The following is an 18,347-nucleotide window of genomic DNA, read 5'->3' on the forward strand; positions in this document are numbered from 1 at the left end:
CGTTTCGGCCGGGGCGGAGCTACACTGTAGGGCATGTACCGCAAATTCATCACTGCAGCCAGCGTGTTAGTGCTGGCTGGCTGCGGCGCGCACGGAACCGAGATGGGGCTGCAGGACGCCGCGCTGGCCGGGGACTTCACCGTCGCGGACGTGGCGGGGCCCGAGGTGGAGCGGGCTTATGTGTTCTGCCCGTACACGGAAAAGGACGTAGCGCAGCGCCTCGGCTTCGACCCGGGCGACGTGCCCGGCATCGACGACAACGTTCAGGCCTGGGAGACGGCCTCCGGCATCGGGGTAATCGCAGGTGGGCGTGCGGAAATCGAGTGGTTCGACCCGCGCAAAGTCGACGCCTGCGGGCTGGAGGTGGAGCCGTACCAGGAGATCGACCCGGCGGCGACGGTGCGCGGGAGCGCCGAGACCCGCGAATACGCGGGCGGGGAGACCGCCGAGGTCACCGTCTTGCGCTTCGAATGACCTCCTCGTAGTACCCGAGCACCGTTTCGGTGGAGGCGCGCCACGTCCAGCGCTCCGCCTCGGCGCGGCCGGCCGCGGACATGCGCTCGCGCAGCTCCGGCTGCGTCAAAATACGCTCGATCGGGTCGGCCCAGGCGGCATCGGGTGCCTCCGGGTCGACCAGCACGCCGGTCTCTCCGTCCGCCACCACAAACGGCAGCCCGCCGGCCTTCGCCGCCACCACCGGCACACCCGATGCGAACGCCTCCAACGCGGCAAAGCCCAAGGTCTCCGTGGTGGAGGGAAACAGCAGCACATCGCCCGACGCGTAGGCCGCGTGCAGGTCCGCCCCGGACAAGTACCCGGTGAAGGTGGCCCAGGCGGGCGGGGAGGCGCGGAGCTCGTCGTAAAGCGGGCCCTCGCCCACAAACGCCAGGCGCGCGTTGGGCACGCGCTTGCGCACCTCTTTGACGATGGGGACGCAGCGGTCCACGGATTTCTCCGCCGAGATGCGGCCGACGAAGATGACCAGGGGGTCGTCCGGATGGCCGCCGGAAAGCAGGCTGCGCATCTCGCGGGTGCGCGCCGCGGGGGTGAAGTTGACCGTATCCACCGCCTTCGGCCACAGCCGCACGTTGTCGATGCCGTAGTCGGCCGCCTTGTCCATCATCGGGCCCGAGGTGACCAGGTTGAGCCCCGCGCGGCCGTGGAAGGTGCGCAGCCCCCACTCGGCGATCGGCTTCACCCACGGGATGCCCAGCTTCAGGCAGTATTCCGGCACGTCCGTGTGAAAGGACGCGATGACGGGGAAGCGGCGCGCCACGACCAACGTGGACCAGCCAGCCGTCCAGATGGGGTTGACAGCGTGCACGACGTCCGGGTTGAACTCGCGCAGGCGCCGGTAGGTTTTCGGGCCCAGCATGCCGTGTTTGACCTCCGGGTACACCTTCAGGCTGTGCGAGCGGATCGGCACGACCTCGAAGCCGGCGTACTCGGCGGGCGGGTTGCCGGGTGCGAAGATGAGCACCTCGTGGCCCATTTCCGCCAGTTGGTCCAGGTGGCGGGTGGTGCGGGTGACCACGCCGTCGATTTTGGGCAGGAAAACCTCGGTGAGTAGCGCGATGCGCATTTACTTTTCGCCCTGCGGCACACCGGCGGACTGCGCAGCGGTCCACAGCGAGCGCGCCGGAATCTTCGAGCGGTCCGCGCGGTTGGCGTACTTCTTCGCCACCTCCTCGACCTCAACGAGCAGGCCCTCTTCCAGCTTCGTCGGCTCCAGGCCCAGGTCCAGGAATGCGTCGTTGACCACGTGGAGTTCGTTTTCGGCGGACTCCTTGCGCGGGTTCGGCACCATCTGCACCTCGGCGTTCGCAATCTTTGCGACGAGCTCCGCCAAATCCCGCACCCTGTGCGTTTCCGTCATTTGGTTGAAGATCTTCACGCGCTCACCCCGCGCCGGCGGGTTCTCCACCGCCAGCTGGATGCAGCGCGCCATGTCGCGGATATGGATGAACGCGCGGGTCTGCCCGCCGGTGCCGTGCACGGTCAGCGGGTAGCCGATTGCCGCCTGCATGAGGAAGCGGTTGAGCACGGTGCCGTAGTCGCCGTCGTAGTCGAAGCGGTTGATCAGGCGCTCGTCGCGAAGCGTCTGCGGTGTGTGGGTGCCCCAGATGATGCCCTGGTGCAGGTCGGTGATCCGCAGTTCGTCGTTTTTGGCGTAGTAGGCGAACAGGTGCTGGTCCAGCACCTTGGTCATGTGGTAGATCGAGCCCGGGTGAGTGGGGTAGAGGATCTGCTGCTCCACAATGCCGTTTTCGCCCGTGTCCACCTGCACGTCCAGGTAGCCCTCCGGGATTTTCATGCCGGCGGTGCCGTAGCCGTACACGCCCATGGTGCCCAGGTGCACGACGTGGATGTCCTGGCCGGTCTCCACGATCGCGGCGAGCAGGTTGTGGGTGGCATTGACGTTGTTGTCAACGGTATAGCGCTTGTTGCGCGGGCTCTTCATCGAATACGGCGCGGCGCGCTGCTCGGCGAAGTGGATCACGGTGTCGGGCTGGAAGTCCTTGAGGAATGCAAGCAGTGCGTCGTAGTCCTGGGCGACGTCGATGTTTTCGAAGCCGATCTCTTTGCCGGAAACCTCGTGCCAGGCTGCCAGGCGAACGTCGATAGGCGAGATAGGCGTCAAGGATTCGGCGCCGAGCTCACCGTCGATGCGGCGACGCGACAGGTTATCCACGATCGTGACCTCATGTCCGAGGTCTGAAAGGTGCAGGGACGCGGGCCAGCCACAGAAACCGTCGCCGCCCAGAACCGCAATTTTCACAGGTACTTGCCTTCCTTTACACACATTTCCGCATACGTTACCGCTGTCTGGGAACCTCCGCTGGGCGAACTCGCGTGCGCGCACCCTCGGCGTATGTAATGTTGGATAGGGCATACAACTGAGTGGTAGCGTTTTGCTGTGTTCTGGCCGTGTTCGAGCGTTGAAAAAGTTGGGAGCCCGCATGTCTCTGCCCGGTAAAGATTGCGTGCGTGCAAAGCGAATCACCGCAGTAGCTACAGTGTTGGCGCTCGCGGGCGGTGCCGCGGAAATTCCGCTTGGCCCCGTCGGGTCGGTCGCGCACGCGCAGATCGCGCCAACGCAGCAGCCGGGCATCGACAACGGCACCGTGCGGACCGCCGGACGCGATTGGGAAGCGTCCGTGTTTTTCCTCACGGGCATGACGGTGCGGACGGTGAGCATCGACTTTGTGCCGGCAGACAGCACCAATCCGAGGGAAGAGGCACCAGCCGACGACCCAGTGTTCACGCGCATCCCCGAAATCGCCGATTACCGCGTGGACCACATGAAGGGCAAAGAGGTCCTCGCCTCCTACGACGTTACGGCGCGCCGGAGCCAAGGGACCTCCACGTCGGGGCATCCGACCATCCACATCACGTATGAGCTCCCAGGAGTGCAGGTTGGCCAGGGCGAGCGACTGGCCCTCTTCGCGCCGGGTAAAGGCAGTCAGTACCCCACGCCTTTGCGTGGCGGCGGTGCGCGGTTTACTCGCCCCACCGTCAATGCAGACATCCGCGGTTCAGTAACCATGCACGACGCAACCGCGGATGAGTACAAGCAGACGATGGTGGAGATCCGCCAGGGTGCCGAGACCTTCACCTCTCCAGTGCAACCCGACGGTTCCTACGAGATTGCGATGCCGTCGCCCTCCGGCACGATGGAAATCAACGTGATTCCACCGGCCGGTTTTGTTACCCCGGAGCCAAAGACGTGGGAGGCTGCTGAGGGCCTCGCCGCCCCCGACTTCGATGTCTACCCGATCACCGTGAGCGGTTCGCTTATCGACGACTCCGGTACCCCCGTGCAAGGCGCCCCCGTGACGATTGCCGGCCGCACCGCGACTACGGATCAGTACGGCAACTTCACCGTGAACAAGGTTCCGGCTGGCACGTACGACGTGGTGTTCGGCGACACCACGACGACCGAGAGGGACACGAAATTCGGTGTCGTGGTGAGCGACCAACGCGACAACTGGATCGGGCAGCACACGACTGCCGCGAAGTCGCAGTTCGGCTCCGTGTCGGGCCGGGTGACTGATCCGGACGGCAATGGTGTTGCGAATGTGACGGTGACTGCCGGCGGCAAGACGGCTACTACTAATGCCGACGGTGTCTACTCGATTGCTGATGTGCCGACTGGTTCGGTGTCGGTTGCGGTGACTGGTGGTGTACCGGCCGGGTACTCGGTTTCTGGTGCGCAGCAGGAGACTGTCACGACGTCTGGCGTGTCTGGTGTGAATTTCTCTACGACGCGTGAGACCGGCGCCGTGTCTGGCCGGGTGCTTGATCCGGACGGCAATGGTGTTGCGAATGTGACGGTGAGCGCTGGCGATCTGTCGGCGCAGACCAACGCTGAAGGCCTCTACACGATCGTTGGTGTGCCGACCGGTTCGGTGTCGGTTGCGGTTGATACCGCCACTGTGCCGACTGGGTACTCGGTATCTGGTGCGCAGCAGGTGGACGTGTCCACATCCGGCGTGACGGGTGTGAATTTCTCCACGACGCGTGAGACCGGCACCGTGTCTGGTCGTGTGACCGGTCCGGGCAGCACAGGCGTTGCCGGAGTAACTGTCAAGGCCGGCACAACAACGGCGACGACGGACGCTAACGGCATGTACTCGATTCCTGGCGTGCCCACGGGCACGACCACCATTGAGGTCACAGCGCTGCCTTCGCGGTATGTACTGCCTACGTCGCAGCAGCGGAACGTGACGGTCAACGGGGTACAGAACGTCGACTTTTCTCTTGAGCTGAAGCCGACCCCAACGCCGAGTCCGAAACCGACGACTTCAACACCGGCACCGAAGCCGACGCCGACGACGTCTGCTCAGCCGACGACCTCGAAGCCTGCGCCGACAACGTCTGCTCAGCCCACGACGCCGAAACCGACACCGACGTCCACTACACCTAAACCATCGCCGACGTCCACTAAACCGAAGCCGTCGCCGACGACGTCTGTTCAGCCGACGACCTCGAAGCCGTCGCCGACGACGTCTGCCCAGCCGACGACCTCGAAGCCGACGCCCACCACGCCAAAGCCGACGCCTTCTTCGACTCAGCCGCCGGCGCCGAAGGTCGGTTCCGTGGCCGGCAAAGTCACCGACCCAGCTGGCAAGGCGGTGCCGGGTGCCACGGTGACGGCTCGCGACGCAAACGGTAAGGAGTCCACCGCCCAATTAGCTAAGGATGGGAAGTTCCAGCTCACCGACCTGCCACCGGGCGACTACACGGTCACCGTCGGCGTGCCCGCAGGCAACGTCGCCCCGCCACCCGCAAACGTGACGGTCAAGGCGGGGGAGCGGGTCCAGCTGCCAGGCTTCGTAGTCAACCCGGAAAAGCCGAAGGCCCAGTTCAACTGGGATCGCGTGGTGGTCAAGCCCGGCCAGACCCAGGTCACCGCACCGACTCGCACCGGCGACACCACAACACCCCCGAACTTCCGCACCAGCGCTGTTACGCAGGTTAAGCCGGACGGCACCACCACTGAGCTCCCGGCGGAGGAGAGCTGGATTTCGGTGGAGGGTGACGGCACGGTCGTCGCTAGGCCGCCGCGCAACACGGCGCCGGGCGAGTACCGCGTCGAGGTCCAGGACGATTCGGGCGAGACCCACACCATTACCGTCGAGGTGGATGAGCCAACCCCGATGGCGCAGCAGCACGAGGTGCGTTTCCCGCTGATTCCGGTGCCGGCTGGGGCGACTCGCCAGGCCGGTCGCCCGCGCGCGACCGTCACGGACGGCCCGTTCGTCTACGCTGATCGCCGCCTCCCGGAGGGCACCCGCTTTGAGGTGGACCCGGCCTACGCGGACTGGGTCCGCGTCGATAACAACGGCCGTCTCACCTTCACCCCGCCGAAGGACGCGGCACCCGGCATCCGGGAGATTCCGGTGAAGGTGACGTTCCCGGACGGTTCTCCCCGCACGTACACCGCTGAGGTGGAGATCGGCGATCCGCTCCTCGCACACACCACCGAGCTGGGCTACGAGGAGGGCTTGTCGGTGCGCCCCGGCGAGGGCATCACTGTGTTGCGCACCGGCGCGGCGGTGCTGCCGGAGGGCACCACGTTCGAGGTAGATCGCTCGCAGCCGCTGGGCGATTGGGTCGCCATCGTGGACGAGCACACCGGCAACCTGCGCGTTTTCGCGCCGCAGCAGGGTGAGGTGAAGGTGACGGTCATCGCGTACTTCGCCGACGGGTCGTCCGCAGAACCTACTGCGAGCGTTCGCGTATCGACGAGCTCCGCCCTCTCCGCCGCCCATTCCCCCTCGTACGCCGATGTGTCGGCAGCGCCTGGCGGCACCGCGACCGTGAAGCTGAGCGGTTCTGTGCCGGCTGGCACCACGTTTGCCGTGGTTGACGGCGGGGGACTGCGGGACGTGGGCGTCGATAAGCAAACAGGCGCGCTGAAGGTCGAGCTTCCCGCCGACGCGCAACTGGACACCCCATACACGGTGACGGTGCGCGTGCGGTATGCGGACGGCAGCACCGAGGAGATCACCGCGCAGGTCACGGCGGCCTCGCAGGCGGCGCGCTTCACCCCGCGAGTAGCTGGGGTGACCGCTGAAGTCGGCGAAGCCGCGACGGTGCGCACCGGGCTCAACCACAACGCCAAGTTGGCGGACTTCAACCACGACGGCTGGCAAGTTTTCTACGACCGGACTACCGGCGAGCTCACCGCGAAGCCGAACAGCGACGTGCCGGTGGGCACCGTGCTGAAGGTGCCGATGAAGGTGACGTTCCCGGACGGCTCGACAAAGATTGTTGAGTACGCGTTCACCGCCACCGACACGCCTGCCCCGGCGGCAAAGCAGAACGGTACGTCCTCGGGCTCGTCCGACGGCTCGTCGGCCTCCGGCGGATGGATCGCGGTGGTGCTCGGCCTGCTAGCGATGATCGCGGGTGTGGGCTGGGCGGCCTACCTCAACCAGGACGCCATTCGGGCGCAGCTGAAGCACTACGGATTTTAGAAAAGGACATTGACATGAAGATTTCGAAGAAAACACTGGCAGTGTCCCTGTGCGCTGCACTCGCGGCGACCGCCGCACCTATGGCGCCGGTCGCCGACGCGAAGGTCACACTCGGCACTACTCAGCCGGATGCGACCGTGAGCAACTCCAGCGCCACCGAGCCGTTCATCAACGGCTTTATCACCCCGCGTGGCACTGGCCGGTTCGACTATTCGCACCCCGCGTCCCAGGCGGACAACCACCAGTTCGACACCTCCATGGAGGTGCGCACGAACGGCGACGTGGTGGTTCCCGACCTGTTTGCGCAGCCGAAGGTGACCACCGACGGCACCGCCGACGTGCTCACTTACACGCTGCAACAAACCAACTTCCTGATCACGCGGACCTACCGCATCGACGGCGGTCAAGTAGATGCCACCGTGACCGTGAAAAACACGGGCCAAACCGCGGCGGAGGTGGGCATTGACCTGGCCAACGTCGTGCCTTTTGCCGAAGGTATTACGGCTAACCAGGACGACGACCGCGTGGTGGTGCAGCCGAAGTCCGGCGGTTACATTACCGACGTGCGCTTTACCGCACCGGACACCGCGGCCACTGGTGCGACCAAGGCGGCGGCCCTTTCGGGCGCAAACGACGGCGCAAAGCACCAGGCGGCGAGGTGGGAGCGCACGGTGGCCCCAGGGGCGTCGATAAGCGCAGGCATGTCCGTGGCAATCAGCACCCAGGACTCCGCCCTCGACACCGACGGCGACGGGCTGCGCGACTCCTGGGAAACCGAAGGGCTCAGGCTTGCCGACGGCACGTACCTGCCCATCCAACGCTGGGGCGCAGACCCCGACCGCAAAGACCTGTTCCTGCAGGTCAATTGGATGAAGTCCGAATGGGAGACGATCGGCTGCGACCGCTCCGAACGCTTCGCCGCCACCCTCGATGATTTCGCCGAATTCGCCGCCTGCGCCACCGCGAACACGAAAAGCTACGCGCCGAACCCGTCGCTTTTCAAAGAGCTGGAAGACCTCTTCGATAAAAACGGGATCAACCTGCACATCGACGCTGGTAAGCACTACGTCAGCGAATCCATGGCCAGCATGACCGCGAAAGAGCGCAAGGGCGGTGAGACCGAGGATTACACCGCCGAGTACTTCGGCGGCCTGGACGAGCTGGGCCGCACCAAGAAGCTGGAGGACCAGGCCGAACACTTGCTCGGTGCGCGCCGCTCGGTGTTCCGCTCGGCGCTGATTGGCACCCGCTTCGACGAAGGCGCCAAACGCAACGTCACCGGCCTAGGCCAGGTCAACGGTTCCACCTTCTTCGTCTCCGGCGACGTGACCAACAGCGATGAGCTTCTGCGCAACACCATCCTCCACGAGTTCGGCCACACCCTGGGGCTGATGCACTGGGGCCGCGAAACCCGCGACAACACCGCCCAGCGCTTCGTGCGCTTCGTGGACACCAAGGACCCGTCGGTGGAGTTTTACCGCCCCGGCTACGACTGGCTGGGTTCCTACAAGTCCACCATGAGCTACGCCTACCAGTTCTCCGAGTTCAACTTCTCCGACCAGGAAGTGCGCACCACGGAGAAGATTCCCAACTCAGAAGACAAGTCTCGCTTCAAGCCGGAAGAGAGCCAGTTCGACTACGTCATCCCGTCGGATTGGGACAACCTGCTGTTCAAAACCGAGTTCATCGGCCAGGGCGTGCGCGATTACGACGACGCCATCGATGCCCCCGATGCCCCCGACGTGGTTGCAGACGAGGAGCGCGCCGAAGTCGACGAACTGATCTCCGCCGCGGCCGCTACCGGCAAGAACGACGGCAAGGTCGGCTTCAGCCTCGCCCGTAGCCTGCACAATGACAACGGCATCGTCACCCACGCGGACACCAACATCATCAAGGGTGAGCTGCGCAACTTGGGCTCCACCGACGACACCTTCACGGTGGTCGCGGACTACGGTGTTGGCCAGTTTAAGGACAGCTACTTTGCCAAGGGCGACTCGAACTACATTACCCCGGTGGATATCAACGTCTCGCCGGCGGCGTTCATTGATAACCCCGTGGTGCCGCTGCACGTTACCGTGTCCAACTCCGAGGGCGCCCAGGTATTCAACGACACCTTCAACGTCTCCGCGCTCGAATACACCCCGGAGGAGATGGACAAGGTGCTCAAGGAGGTCCTCGCCTCCGACGCGAACGAGAACCTGAAGACGTTCGCCCGCCAGCGCCTGAAGGCCGCGAAGGTGGAGACTTCGACTGCGACGGCGAAACCTGCGCCCGCGCCGGCGCCTACGCAGAAGAAGGCGGAGCCGCGTCCAAGCGAGAAGCCCTCGGGCAGCTCCGACTCGCCGACCGCGATCATCATTGGCGTGCTGCTGGGGGTTATCGGCCTGGGTGCTGCGGGCTTCGGCTGGGCGCACAGCCAAGGGCTGCTTCCTTAAATACGATGGGTGGGGCAGGTTGCCTATCGACGACCAAAGGAGCCCCACCCCATGAAGGCCATCCGCTACACCGACTACCAAACATTCCCGCAGATCGTTGACGTTGACAAGCCCACCGCCGGCCCTGGCGAGGTGGTGCTGAAAGTCGCCGCGTCAGGCGCGTGCCACTCCGATGTGGCCGTGTTCCAGGACTTCGTCGAGGGCACCAACCCGCTGTGCGCCCCAGCGTTTACGCTCGGCCACGAAGTCGCCGGCTGGGCGGACGAGATCGGCGAGGGCGTCGACGGAATCGAGCGCGGCGCGGCGTACGTGGTCTACGGCCCGGTCGGCTGCGGGTACTGCCGGTTCTGCATGATCGGCCAGGACACGTTCTGCGACAACGTCACCGAGGTCGGCTACCTAGGCATTGGACTGGGCCGCGACGGTGGCATGGCCGAGTACGTCGTGGTTCCGGCGCGCAACCTGGTGCCGCTGGGAGATGCGGACCCGGTGAAGGCCTCCGCGCTTGCCGACGCCGGTTTGACCCCGTACCACGCAATCAAGCTGGCGCTGCCGAAGCTGAACAAGGCGGGCTCGTCGGCGCTGGTGATCGGCTTGGGAGGGCTGGGGCTGCTCGCGGTGCAGATCCTCAAAGCCATGACCGGCGCGACAATCATCGCCACCGACACCAAGGAAGCGGCGCTGCGCACAGCTGAGAAATACGGTGCGGTGACTGTGCCCTCCGGCGATGACCAGGCCGCGGCAATCCGCGAACTCACTGGCGGGCGGGGAGTGGACGCCGTCTTCGACATGGTCGGCATCGGCCCCACCGTGGAGACCGCGATGAAAACCGTGGCCAAACGGGGCCGGGTGTCCATCGTCGGCCTGGGCAGCGCGGGGAGCGACTACGGTTGGCAGTGGTACAAGGAGCCGCACGAGGCGGAGCTGGTGAAAACCTACTGGGGCACACTGCCGGAGCTCGGCGAGCTGGTCGCGCTGCTGCAGCAAGGTCACCTGGAGCCGCAGTACACCACGTACTCGCTGGATGAGGGCCTAAACGCCTACCAGAAGCTTGTCGACGGCCAAGTCGCCGGCCGGGCGATCATCGTGCCCAACGAGCGTTTCTAGGACGCCCGCTCGCCCCACCACTGCTCGAGGTACTCCAGCGCCTGGTCGATGGCGTGGTGGGTGTCCACCGCCTCCATCGACGGCAGACCTTCGGAGCGGAACTGCGGTCCGAGGTCCTTGAACGGGCTGATCGTGCGCTCTTCGTGCATGGCCGTGTGGATGGATTCCAGGATGTCGTTGATCCTGCGCGCCACGATTTTCTTCTGTGCGCGGTTGAAGGTGGGTGGGGCGAACGGGTTGTCGTCGATGAGCATGTGCCCCGAAAGCTTGCCCACGCGCGGGTCGAACGCGAACACCGCGACCGGGAACGTGAAATCGGAGTTCATGTTTGGGCGGAACTCGATGCAAAACGTGGTGTAGAGCGCGTTGTCCTGCGAGTCCTGCAGCATCGCCACCGTGGCGGTAGTCATGTCCTCCGCCTGGAACGACGCGCGGCGCTTCAGCGCGAAAGCGGGGTCTTGCGGGTCAACGATTTTCACGGTTTTGTCGTCGAGCGCGACGAGGATGCGGCCCAGCTCGGCGACCACGTTCGCGGCGTCTTCGGGCGAGTACCACTCGGGCGCCTGCGGGCTGCCGGGCTGCAGCATCGCCAGTTCAACCTCGTGGGAGTCGATGTCGTGCACGATCACGGCGACGCGCAGGCCGGTGTCGATGACGTAGTCGGCGTCTAAGTGGCGGGCGATGTCTTCGTCGAAGTACGGGTCGTCCTGCTCGAGCCCGAGGCCGTCGGCGAGGTCCGCCGCTTCGTCGTCGTAGGTGTCCAGGTAGTACAGCTCGTAGGTATCAAATCGCATGGGTCCCCCCTAGGTGTCATGCGGCAGCCCCCTGCTGCCGCCTATCGACGACACTAAAGTCCGCCACCTGCCCGCGCAAGAGATCCCGTGCTCATGAAAATGCGCACTGGCGATGGAACCGGTGCGAGCAATATGGTTGCGCGTATGGATGAGCAAGCGAAGTTGGAGCGGGTCTATAGCTACCCGTTCGGCGACATTTACCGCAACTACCTGGCCAAAGTGGAGCGAAAGGGCCACAGCCGCGACGAGCTGGATGACGTGCTCTGCTGGTTCACCGGGCTTGCGCCAGGCGAGCTGAAGGCGGCGGCGGAGTCGGATAAGACGCTGCGTGACTTCTTCGACGCGACCACGCTCAACGCGAACGCCGAGTTGATCACCGGGAAGGTGTGTGGCGTGCGCGTCGAGGAGGTCGAGCAGGAGCTCATGCGCAAGATCCGCCAGATGGACCTGCTTGTCGACGAGCTGGCCCGCGGCAAGAAGGTCACCAGCATCAAGCGCGGCTAGCGCATGTCGCGCAGCACCTCGAATGCGCGTCGGACCAGCGCGCGGCCGTGGTCAGGTGTGCGCGGCTCCGGCTGCATCAGGTAGTGCTTCACCGCGGTGGCGCCGGCGATGCCGTAGGCGTTGAGGAGCACTTCGGCATCGAACTGCGTGGCGCCAGGGGTCCGGGCCCGGCTACACGCGACGAGCGGCTCCGCCATCTCCCGCATGGTCTCCTCCGCGGGTGGGGTGCTGGACTCAGCCCGGGCACGGTCGCTGAGAAGGACCAGGGTGGAGGCGGAGTAGAGCTCAAATCCGTCCTCCTCGAGTGCGTCGGTGATGATCGCCTCGATGGCCTCGGCGGCCGAGAGTTCCTCCGGCAGGGCCGCGATCTGCTCGGCGATGGCGGCGAAGACCTTGCTCAGGAACTCCTCCAGTGCTTCGTCGGTATCGGCGAAGTAATTGTGGAAGGTCCGCGCCGACACGCCCGCCCGCTCGGAAACCCGGGCGACGGTGGCGGCGGCCATCCCTTCTTCCAGCAGCAGAGCCGCGGTCGCCTCCGAGATAGCGCGCCGGGTCGCCGCCTTCTTCTCTTCGCGCAGACTCATGGCTACACCGTAACCGGCTCAGAATGCTGCGACTGTGACTGGTGCAGCTTCTCGCCCTCGATGTCCAGGTTCGGCAGCGCCTTGTCCAGCCAGCGCGGAATCTTCCACGCGCGGTCGCCGAGCAGGTACATCGTGGCCGGGATCAGCGTCATGCGCACCACGAACGCGTCAATGAGCACACCCACGGCCAGCGCGAAGCCCATGGCCTTGATGAACGGCTCGTCGATGAGCACGAACGCCGCGAACACCGAGATCATGATCAGCGCGGCCGCAGTGACCACGCGCGCACCGTGCTTGTAGCCGTTGGCCACCGCGTTGCCGGCGGTCTTGCCGCGGGAGACGTAGCCTTCGCGCATGCGGGTAACCAGGAAGACCTGGTAGTCCATAGCCAGGCCGAAGGTCAGGCCGATGAGCATGATGGGCAGGAAGGACAGCAGCGGCTGCGGGTCCTCGATAAGCCCGAACATGCCCTCCTGGAAGATGGCCACGGTCACGCCGAAGGTCGCCGCCATGGACAGCCCGAAGCCGAGCGCGGCGATCAGCGGCACCCAGATTGAGCGGAACACCAGCATGAGCACGATGAATGCGAGCCCCAGGACGATGGCGATGTAGGGCACCAGCACGCTGGAAAGCATCTGCGAGATGTCGTCGAAGATCGGCGTGATGCCGGTGATGCCGAACGTGGCGCCGGTTTCGTCCTCAAACGGCTGCTTGAACTCGCGCAGGCGCTCCATCGTGTCGGTCGTCTCCTGATCGGTCGCGCCCGAGTTCGGGGTGATCAGGATCTGGGCGGCGTCGAAGTTGTCGGTGGTCTGCACGATCTGCGCGTTGACCACACCGTCGGTGCCCGCGAAGTCCTGCAGCAACGTTTGGTACGCACCCATGCGGTCCTGTTCCGCGACATTTGCGGTATCCACGTACGCGATCATCGGGGCGTTGCGGCCGGGGCCGAAGGCGTCGTCGATAAGCTCGTACGCTTCGCGCTGCGGGGAGCCGAGTTTCGCGGTGCCGTCCGTCGGCATGGCCAGGCGCAGGTTGGCGGCGGGGATGGCGAGGATGCCCAGCAGCAGCACGCCGGCGATGAGGTTGAGCCAGGGGCGAGCGCGGATCTGACGGGCCCAAAGCAGGCCCATGGTCGGCTTCTCGTCCTCCGGGTCCGGCACCTTCGGGCCGGGGATGCGGATCGCGAACGCGCGTGTGCCCAACAGGCCGAGCAGCGACGGCAGGAACGTCAGCGCCACCAGGACCGCGATGGCGACGGTTGCCGCGGCGGCCAGCGCCATGGTGGTCAGGAACGGGATGCGGATGATCGACAGGGCCGCCAGCGCGATGAGCACAGTCGTGCCCGCGAAGACGACGGAACCGCCCGCGGTGCCCAGCGCCATGCCCATGGCGTGGGCGCGCTTCGCCTTGTCCATCTTCTTCAGTTCTTGCGCCAGCTCCTTCGGCGTGAGGTCATTGAGGCCTGACGACGAGATCAGCTCGTTGCGGAAGCGGGCGACGATGAACAGGGAGTAGTCGATGCCCACGGCAAGCCCAATCATGGACGCCAGCGTCGGGGTCATATCCGAGATCGAGTCGGTGAACAGGGTGCCCATCTGCACGCCGAGGATGCCCACACCGACGCCGACGACGGCGGCGATCAACGGCAGGCCCGCCGCGACCAGGGAACCGAAGGTGACCAGCAGGACGATCGCGGCGACCGCCATACCGATCAGCTCGGAGGTGCCGTCCATCTCGCCAGCGTTGCTGAACGCGTTGCCGTTGTACTTCACGGTGAGGTCGGAGTCGTCGTAACGCTCGAGGATGCTTTCGACCTCGTCCAGGGTCTCATCCGGGATGTCCATGATTGTGTCGTCGGTGAACGTGATGGACACGGTGCCGGTGGTTTCGTCCGGGCTCAGCGGAGACAGGGCAGCGAGGTCGGCGTCGATCTGCTCCTGCGGCATGCCCTGGGCCGCCTTGGCTTCGCCCATCTGCTTGGCCATGCCGCCGGCGGCGAGCACCGGGTTGACAATAGCCTCGGGTTCGCGGAAATCGCCGGTGGCCTTGAGCTCGTCGAGCATGGCGTCGACCTCAGCCATCACCTCCGGGTCCTTGAGCGTCTTGCCTTCCGGCGCCTTGATCACGACGCTTCCCGACGGCACGCTCATCGCGTCCTCGTCGGTGCCGAAGCGCTCGTTCATCTCCTCCTGCGTGACGGTGGAGTCCATGTCAGGCATGGAAAACGTCGGGCTAGGGGACTTTGCAAAGTTCACGGCGCCGAAACCGAGGGCGCCCAAAAGGATCAGCCAAACGGCCAAAAACGGCCAGACTTTTTTGTATGACCAGCTGCCGAGCCGGTAGAGGAATTCAGACATGTTGCACACAGTACGCAAACGTGCGCAGTGTGTGCAAGATTTGCGGCGGGGTGCTAATCCCAGCCGGTGTCGCGCGTGGCGCGTTGGTTGAGGTGGTGGCCCATGTGGGGAATGACAAAGTTGAGCACGCCCCGGCGAGGTGAGTAGATCAGCTCGCGGTCGATGAGCTTCTGCCGCACCATGGAGACTTGCTGAACGCGTTTGCCCAGGTGCTGCGCGATGGCCGCACTTGGTACCGCTTGCTGGCCATCCTGTACCTCGGCCATCGCTTCGAGGTATTCGAGCTCGGCGGCGGGCAGGTGCAGCAGCGCTGGTTGGTGGACCAAATCGCCCAGCGTTTTTAACACGTCTGGGGTCACTGCCTCGAGGTCGTCGTGGGAGACGGGCTGGTCCCGGCGGTTCGCACGCTCGAATAAGTGGTAGCCGAGGAGTTGGATGAGAAATGGGTAGCCGCGTGTCAGTGTCGCGGCGTCCGTGAGTACTCCCTCGGGGATCTCGACGCCACCTTGCGCGGCGGTATCCCGAAGCACCGTCAGCGTTTCAGTCGGTGTCATTGGTGCGAGGACGGTGTGTTGAGCGCGGCGCAGAAACGTGGTCCCCGGGTGCTGCAGTAGAGACTCCACACCGTCAGGCAATCCGGCGGCGGCGAAGGCGATGTCGCGCCCGTCCCGGCGCAGATCCTGCACCGCGGCCGTGAGTTGCCACAGCTCTTTCGCGTTGACACTTTGGACTTCGTCCAGGGTGATCAGTACACCGGATTCGGGCGGCAGCTCGTCGCAAAGCGTGTTCAGTGAACCGATCAAGGAGGGGGCCGGCTTGTCGCCTGCGGCGGCGGTGGTGGAAAACCCGCCGATGCCGGAGACCGTCACACCCGTGATTCGACGCCGGTCCGGATTCTGCTGCCGGAGCGTGGCGAGCGCCTGCGGGATCACGGTGGCAACCAGCGGTTCGATCAGCTCGTACGGTTGAGCGCGTAGCACGATCCAGCCATGGCCGGCGGCTTCGTCTTCGAGCTCGTTGAGCGCGACCGTCTTACCGATGCCACGCGGCCCCGAGACGAGCAGGGTTCGCCGCGGGTCGCCGGGCCCGCCGTCCAGGCCGGCGCCGAAGTTGCGTGTGAGGCTGTCGTCGCCGCCGAGCACGACGGGTGAAACGCCGAACGTGGGGATGAAGGGATTACGCATCCGCGCCTCCTTGAGTTTTTATACTCTTTATACACGCGAATGCCTTTATACTCTTTATACACCCAGCTCGGCGGTAATTTTCGGCTACTCGCCGCGCATGAGCGCGAGCGTGAGCTCGTAGCAGCGCGTCAGCGACGGCACCGGCAGGAAACGCTCGGTAAGGCGCTGCTGCGTCACAGCAGCACTCCGACGCCACGCACGATCGAATCCCACAGCCCGATCACGGAAAAGCTGAGGTCAGAAAGCGATTGCTGCCAGGACGCGGGCAGAAAATTGTTCGTGATGTCGGTGGTCAGCATAATGCGCAGATCCTCCGCGCCGTGGTGCATGTTGTAGGTCAGCTGCGAGCTTAAATTCATGCCGACGATGCTACGCCCGCTTCCTCACGCACTTCCGGCTAACCGTACGAACATCCCATTTTGCAGGCCTTATAGGAGTGACTAGCGTCAGGTATATAACAACCGAATCAAGGAGGGGCACCGTGACCACAGCAGTCACACCTGCAGCAAGCTCAGAGCAACAGCCGGTGGAAAAGGAACGCAACACCGGCAAAGTTGTCGCGTTCATCCTGTCGTTTGTCGCACTCGGCGTGGTGCTGATGCTGCCGATCTCGGGCCTGGCCATGCCGGCGAAGATCGCACTCGGCATGCTGGCCTTTGCCGTGATCATGTGGGTCACCGAGGCGGTGTCCTACTCAGTTTCTGCCGTGATCATCGTCGGCCTCATTGCGATCCTGCTCACCTTCGCCACCGATCCCGAGACCGGTCAGGCGGTCGGCGCGTCCAAGGGCCTGAGCATCGCGATGAGCGGCTTCTCATCGTCCGCGGTGGCGCTCGTGGGCGCGGCACTTGCGCTGGCCACGGCCATGCAGGCCACGGGGTTGCACCGCAGGCTCGCGCTCTACGTGCTCAAGACTGCGGGCGAGAAGGTCTCCAACATCGTCATCGGCGCGATCGTCATTTCGATCATCCTGGCGTTTTTCGTCCCGTCCGCCACGGCGCGTGCCGGTGCCGTGGTGCCGATTCTCATGGGCATGGTGGCCGCGTTCGGCCTGGCCAAGGAGTCGAAGCTGGCGGCGCTTCTCGTTATTACCGCCACGCAGGCGGTGTCCATTTGGAACGTCGGCATCAAAACCGCCGCGGCGCAGAACCTGGTGGCCGTCGGCTTCATCGAAGACCAGCTGGGACAGACCGTCTCCTGGGGCCAGTGGTTCCTGTGGGCCGCGCCCTGGTCTGTGCTGATGTCGATCGCGCTGTTTTTCATCATGCGCTGGGCGATCAAGCCGGAGGCTGAGTCGATTGAGGGAGGGCGGGAGCTCGTCGAAAAGCAGCTTGCAGAGATGGGCCCGATGACCGGCGCCGAGAAGCGCCTCACCGCAATCGCCGTCGCGCTGCTGCTGTTCTGGGCGACGGAAGGCGTGCTGCACCCGATCAGCTCCGCCACCATCACCATCGTCGCGGTGGGCATCATGCTCACCCCGATCATCGGCGTGATGGACTGGAAATACGCCCAGGAGCACATCAACTGGGGCACCTTGGTCGTCTTCGCCGCCGGTATCTCGCTGGGCAAGTTCCTGCTGGACACGGGCGCTGCAACCTGGCTGTCGGAGTCCACGTTTGGTGCCATCGGCCTGGCATCCATGCCGATTCTGGCCACGATCGCGCTGGTGAGCCTGTTTAACATCCTCATCCACCTGGGCTTCGCTTCGGCGACCTCGCTGGCCTCCGCGCTGATACCGGTGTTCATCGCGCTGGCGGCCACCCTGGACGTGCCCAATGACGGCATCGGGTTTGTCATCATTCAGCAGTTCGTCATCTGCTTCGGCTTCCTGCTGCCGGTCTCCGCGCCGCAGAACATGCTGGCCTACGGCACGGGCGCGTTCACCTCCAAGCAGTTCCTGCGCACCGGTATCCCGCTGACGATCGTGGGCTACCTGCTCATCCTGCTGCTGTCGGCGACGTACTGGAATTGGATCGGGCTGGTCTAACTACTCCACAATCAGGCCCAGGTGCAGCGCGGAAAGTTCGTGCTCGCCTGGGCCTTTCGGCAATTCGGCGAGCTCTTTGGCCGTGGCGGGCGTGACCGGGATGATCCACCCGAGCTTCGGGTCCAGCACCGGCACGGCCTCGCGCTCCACCGGCACGAAGGTGACGTCGCGCTCGCCTTCGTGCTGCAACTGCACCGCTCCACCTGCGGCGATGCGCTCCAGCGCGGCCGCTGAGGTGGTCACGATGACCATCTTCTCCTCGGTGTCGGGGGAGAGTTTCGCGGTGTGCACCTTTAGCTTGTCGACGTCCAAAGGTTCATACCGGTCCGGAAAATCCACCAGCGGCGTATGGCCGAGGCCTAAAAGCTGGCGCGCGCGACTGAGAAATCCCATGGTTGCCGAGTGTATA

The 18,347-nt window shown here is 64.9% G+C and carries 14 protein-coding genes; 6 read left to right on the forward strand and 8 right to left on the reverse strand.

Features of this window, described 5'->3' with window-relative positions; translation table 11 throughout:
* The first annotated feature begins 33 nt into the window (after window positions 1–33).
* Window positions 34–474 carry a hypothetical protein gene (locus tag ACX1NL_RS03985; RefSeq protein ID WP_458898667.1) on the forward strand — a complete coding sequence of 147 codons (441 nt, stop codon included), beginning with the start codon at window positions 34–36 and terminating at the stop codon, window positions 472–474.
* Here ACX1NL_RS03985 and ACX1NL_RS03990 read toward each other — a convergent pair.
* Together ACX1NL_RS03990 and ACX1NL_RS03995 are read right to left on the reverse strand one after the other, a co-directional pair.
* Window positions 452–1,582 carry a glycosyltransferase family 4 protein gene (locus ACX1NL_RS03990; protein WP_458898668.1) on the reverse strand — a complete coding sequence of 377 codons (1,131 nt, stop codon included), beginning with the start codon at window positions 1,580–1,582 and terminating at the stop codon, window positions 452–454. The genes ACX1NL_RS03985 and ACX1NL_RS03990 overlap by 23 nt on opposite strands.
* Window positions 1,583–2,779, reverse strand: a complete 1,197-nt coding sequence (locus ACX1NL_RS03995; protein ID WP_458898669.1) for an NAD-dependent epimerase/dehydratase family protein — start codon at window positions 2,777–2,779, stop codon at window positions 1,583–1,585. It abuts the gene before it with no gap.
* Window positions 2,780–2,984: 205 nt separating this feature from the next.
* Here ACX1NL_RS03995 and ACX1NL_RS04000 point away from each other — a divergent pair, with 205 nt between their 5' ends.
* The 3 genes from ACX1NL_RS04000 to ACX1NL_RS04010 are packed head-to-tail and all read left to right on the forward strand — an operon-like array spanning window position 2,985 to window position 10,525.
* On the forward strand, window positions 2,985–6,983 hold the full coding sequence (locus ACX1NL_RS04000; protein WP_458898670.1) for a Rib/alpha-like domain-containing protein: 3,999 nt from the start codon (window positions 2,985–2,987) through the stop codon (window positions 6,981–6,983).
* A gap of 14 nt (window positions 6,984–6,997) precedes the next feature.
* Entirely contained in the window at window positions 6,998–9,418 is a 2,421-nt protein-coding gene (locus ACX1NL_RS04005) for a hypothetical protein (RefSeq protein WP_458898671.1), read from the forward strand.
* 51 nt (window positions 9,419–9,469) lie between these two features.
* Window positions 9,470–10,525, forward strand: a complete 1,056-nt coding sequence (locus ACX1NL_RS04010; protein WP_458898672.1) for an NAD(P)-dependent alcohol dehydrogenase — start codon at window positions 9,470–9,472, stop codon at window positions 10,523–10,525.
* Here the strand turns inward: ACX1NL_RS04010 and ACX1NL_RS04015 are convergent.
* Entirely contained in the window at window positions 10,522–11,319 is a 798-nt protein-coding gene (locus ACX1NL_RS04015) for a hypothetical protein (protein ID WP_458898673.1), read from the reverse strand. The genes ACX1NL_RS04010 and ACX1NL_RS04015 overlap by 4 nt on opposite strands.
* A 144-nt stretch (window positions 11,320–11,463) precedes the next feature.
* Between ACX1NL_RS04015 and ACX1NL_RS04020 the strand changes: the two genes are divergently transcribed.
* A complete protein-coding gene (locus tag ACX1NL_RS04020; RefSeq protein WP_181888056.1) occupies window positions 11,464–11,823 on the forward strand; it encodes a DUF2200 family protein in 360 nt (119 codons plus the stop codon).
* On the opposite strand, the gene ACX1NL_RS04025 is transcribed toward ACX1NL_RS04020, so the two are convergent.
* From ACX1NL_RS04025 to ACX1NL_RS04040, 4 genes are all read right to left on the reverse strand, one after another.
* Complete coding sequence (locus ACX1NL_RS04025; protein ID WP_458898674.1) at window positions 11,820–12,407, reverse strand: TetR/AcrR family transcriptional regulator; 588 nt, start codon at window positions 12,405–12,407, stop codon at window positions 11,820–11,822. The genes ACX1NL_RS04020 and ACX1NL_RS04025 overlap by 4 nt on opposite strands.
* Before the next feature lie 2 nt (window positions 12,408–12,409).
* Complete coding sequence (locus ACX1NL_RS04030) at window positions 12,410–14,767, reverse strand: MMPL family transporter (RefSeq protein WP_458898675.1); 2,358 nt, start codon at window positions 14,765–14,767, stop codon at window positions 12,410–12,412.
* Window positions 14,768–14,820: 53 nt separating this feature from the next.
* The gene (locus ACX1NL_RS04035) at window positions 14,821–15,951 is read right to left on the reverse strand and encodes an AAA family ATPase (protein WP_458898676.1); all 1,131 of its coding nucleotides are present in this window, start codon (window positions 15,949–15,951) and stop codon (window positions 14,821–14,823) included.
* 173 nt (window positions 15,952–16,124) lie between these two features.
* Entirely contained in the window at window positions 16,125–16,310 is a 186-nt protein-coding gene (locus ACX1NL_RS04040) for a hypothetical protein (RefSeq protein ID WP_269509368.1), read from the reverse strand.
* Window positions 16,311–16,432: 122 nt separating this feature from the next.
* Here ACX1NL_RS04040 and ACX1NL_RS04045 point away from each other — a divergent pair, with 122 nt between their 5' ends.
* Entirely contained in the window at window positions 16,433–17,938 is a 1,506-nt protein-coding gene (locus ACX1NL_RS04045) for an SLC13 family permease (protein WP_458898677.1), read from the forward strand.
* Here ACX1NL_RS04045 and ACX1NL_RS04050 read toward each other — a convergent pair whose 3' ends face one another.
* Window positions 17,939–18,331, reverse strand: a complete 393-nt coding sequence (locus ACX1NL_RS04050; protein ID WP_458898678.1) for a hypothetical protein — start codon at window positions 18,329–18,331, stop codon at window positions 17,939–17,941.
* Window positions 18,332–18,347 lie beyond the last annotated feature (16 nt).

The sequence above is a fragment of the Corynebacterium sp. CQ3829_602738 genome, assembly GCF_054478435.1.

Excerpts from the sequence above, each read along its gene's own strand:
- ACX1NL_RS03985 (WP_458898667.1), top strand. The coding sequence starts at position 34 with ATGTACCGCAAATTCATCACTGCAGCCAGCGTGTTAGTGCTGGCTGGC.
- ACX1NL_RS03990 (WP_458898668.1), bottom strand. The coding sequence starts at position 1,582 with ATGCGCATCGCGCTACTCACCGAGGTTTTCCTGCCCAAAATCGACGGC.
- ACX1NL_RS04005 (WP_458898671.1), top strand. The coding sequence starts at position 6,998 with ATGAAGATTTCGAAGAAAACACTGGCAGTGTCCCTGTGCGCTGCACTC.
- ACX1NL_RS04010 (WP_458898672.1), top strand. The coding sequence starts at position 9,470 with ATGAAGGCCATCCGCTACACCGACTACCAAACATTCCCGCAGATCGTT.
- ACX1NL_RS04015 (WP_458898673.1), bottom strand. The coding sequence starts at position 11,319 with ATGCGATTTGATACCTACGAGCTGTACTACCTGGACACCTACGACGAC.
- ACX1NL_RS04020 (WP_181888056.1), top strand. The coding sequence starts at position 11,464 with ATGGATGAGCAAGCGAAGTTGGAGCGGGTCTATAGCTACCCGTTCGGC.
- ACX1NL_RS04025 (WP_458898674.1), bottom strand. The coding sequence starts at position 12,407 with ATGAGTCTGCGCGAAGAGAAGAAGGCGGCGACCCGGCGCGCTATCTCG.
- ACX1NL_RS04030 (WP_458898675.1), bottom strand. The coding sequence starts at position 14,767 with ATGTCTGAATTCCTCTACCGGCTCGGCAGCTGGTCATACAAAAAAGTC.
- ACX1NL_RS04035 (WP_458898676.1), bottom strand. The coding sequence starts at position 15,951 with ATGCGTAATCCCTTCATCCCCACGTTCGGCGTTTCACCCGTCGTGCTC.
- ACX1NL_RS04040 (WP_269509368.1), bottom strand. The coding sequence starts at position 16,310 with ATGAATTTAAGCTCGCAGCTGACCTACAACATGCACCACGGCGCGGAG.
- ACX1NL_RS04050 (WP_458898678.1), bottom strand. The coding sequence starts at position 18,331 with ATGGGATTTCTCAGTCGCGCGCGCCAGCTTTTAGGCCTCGGCCATACG.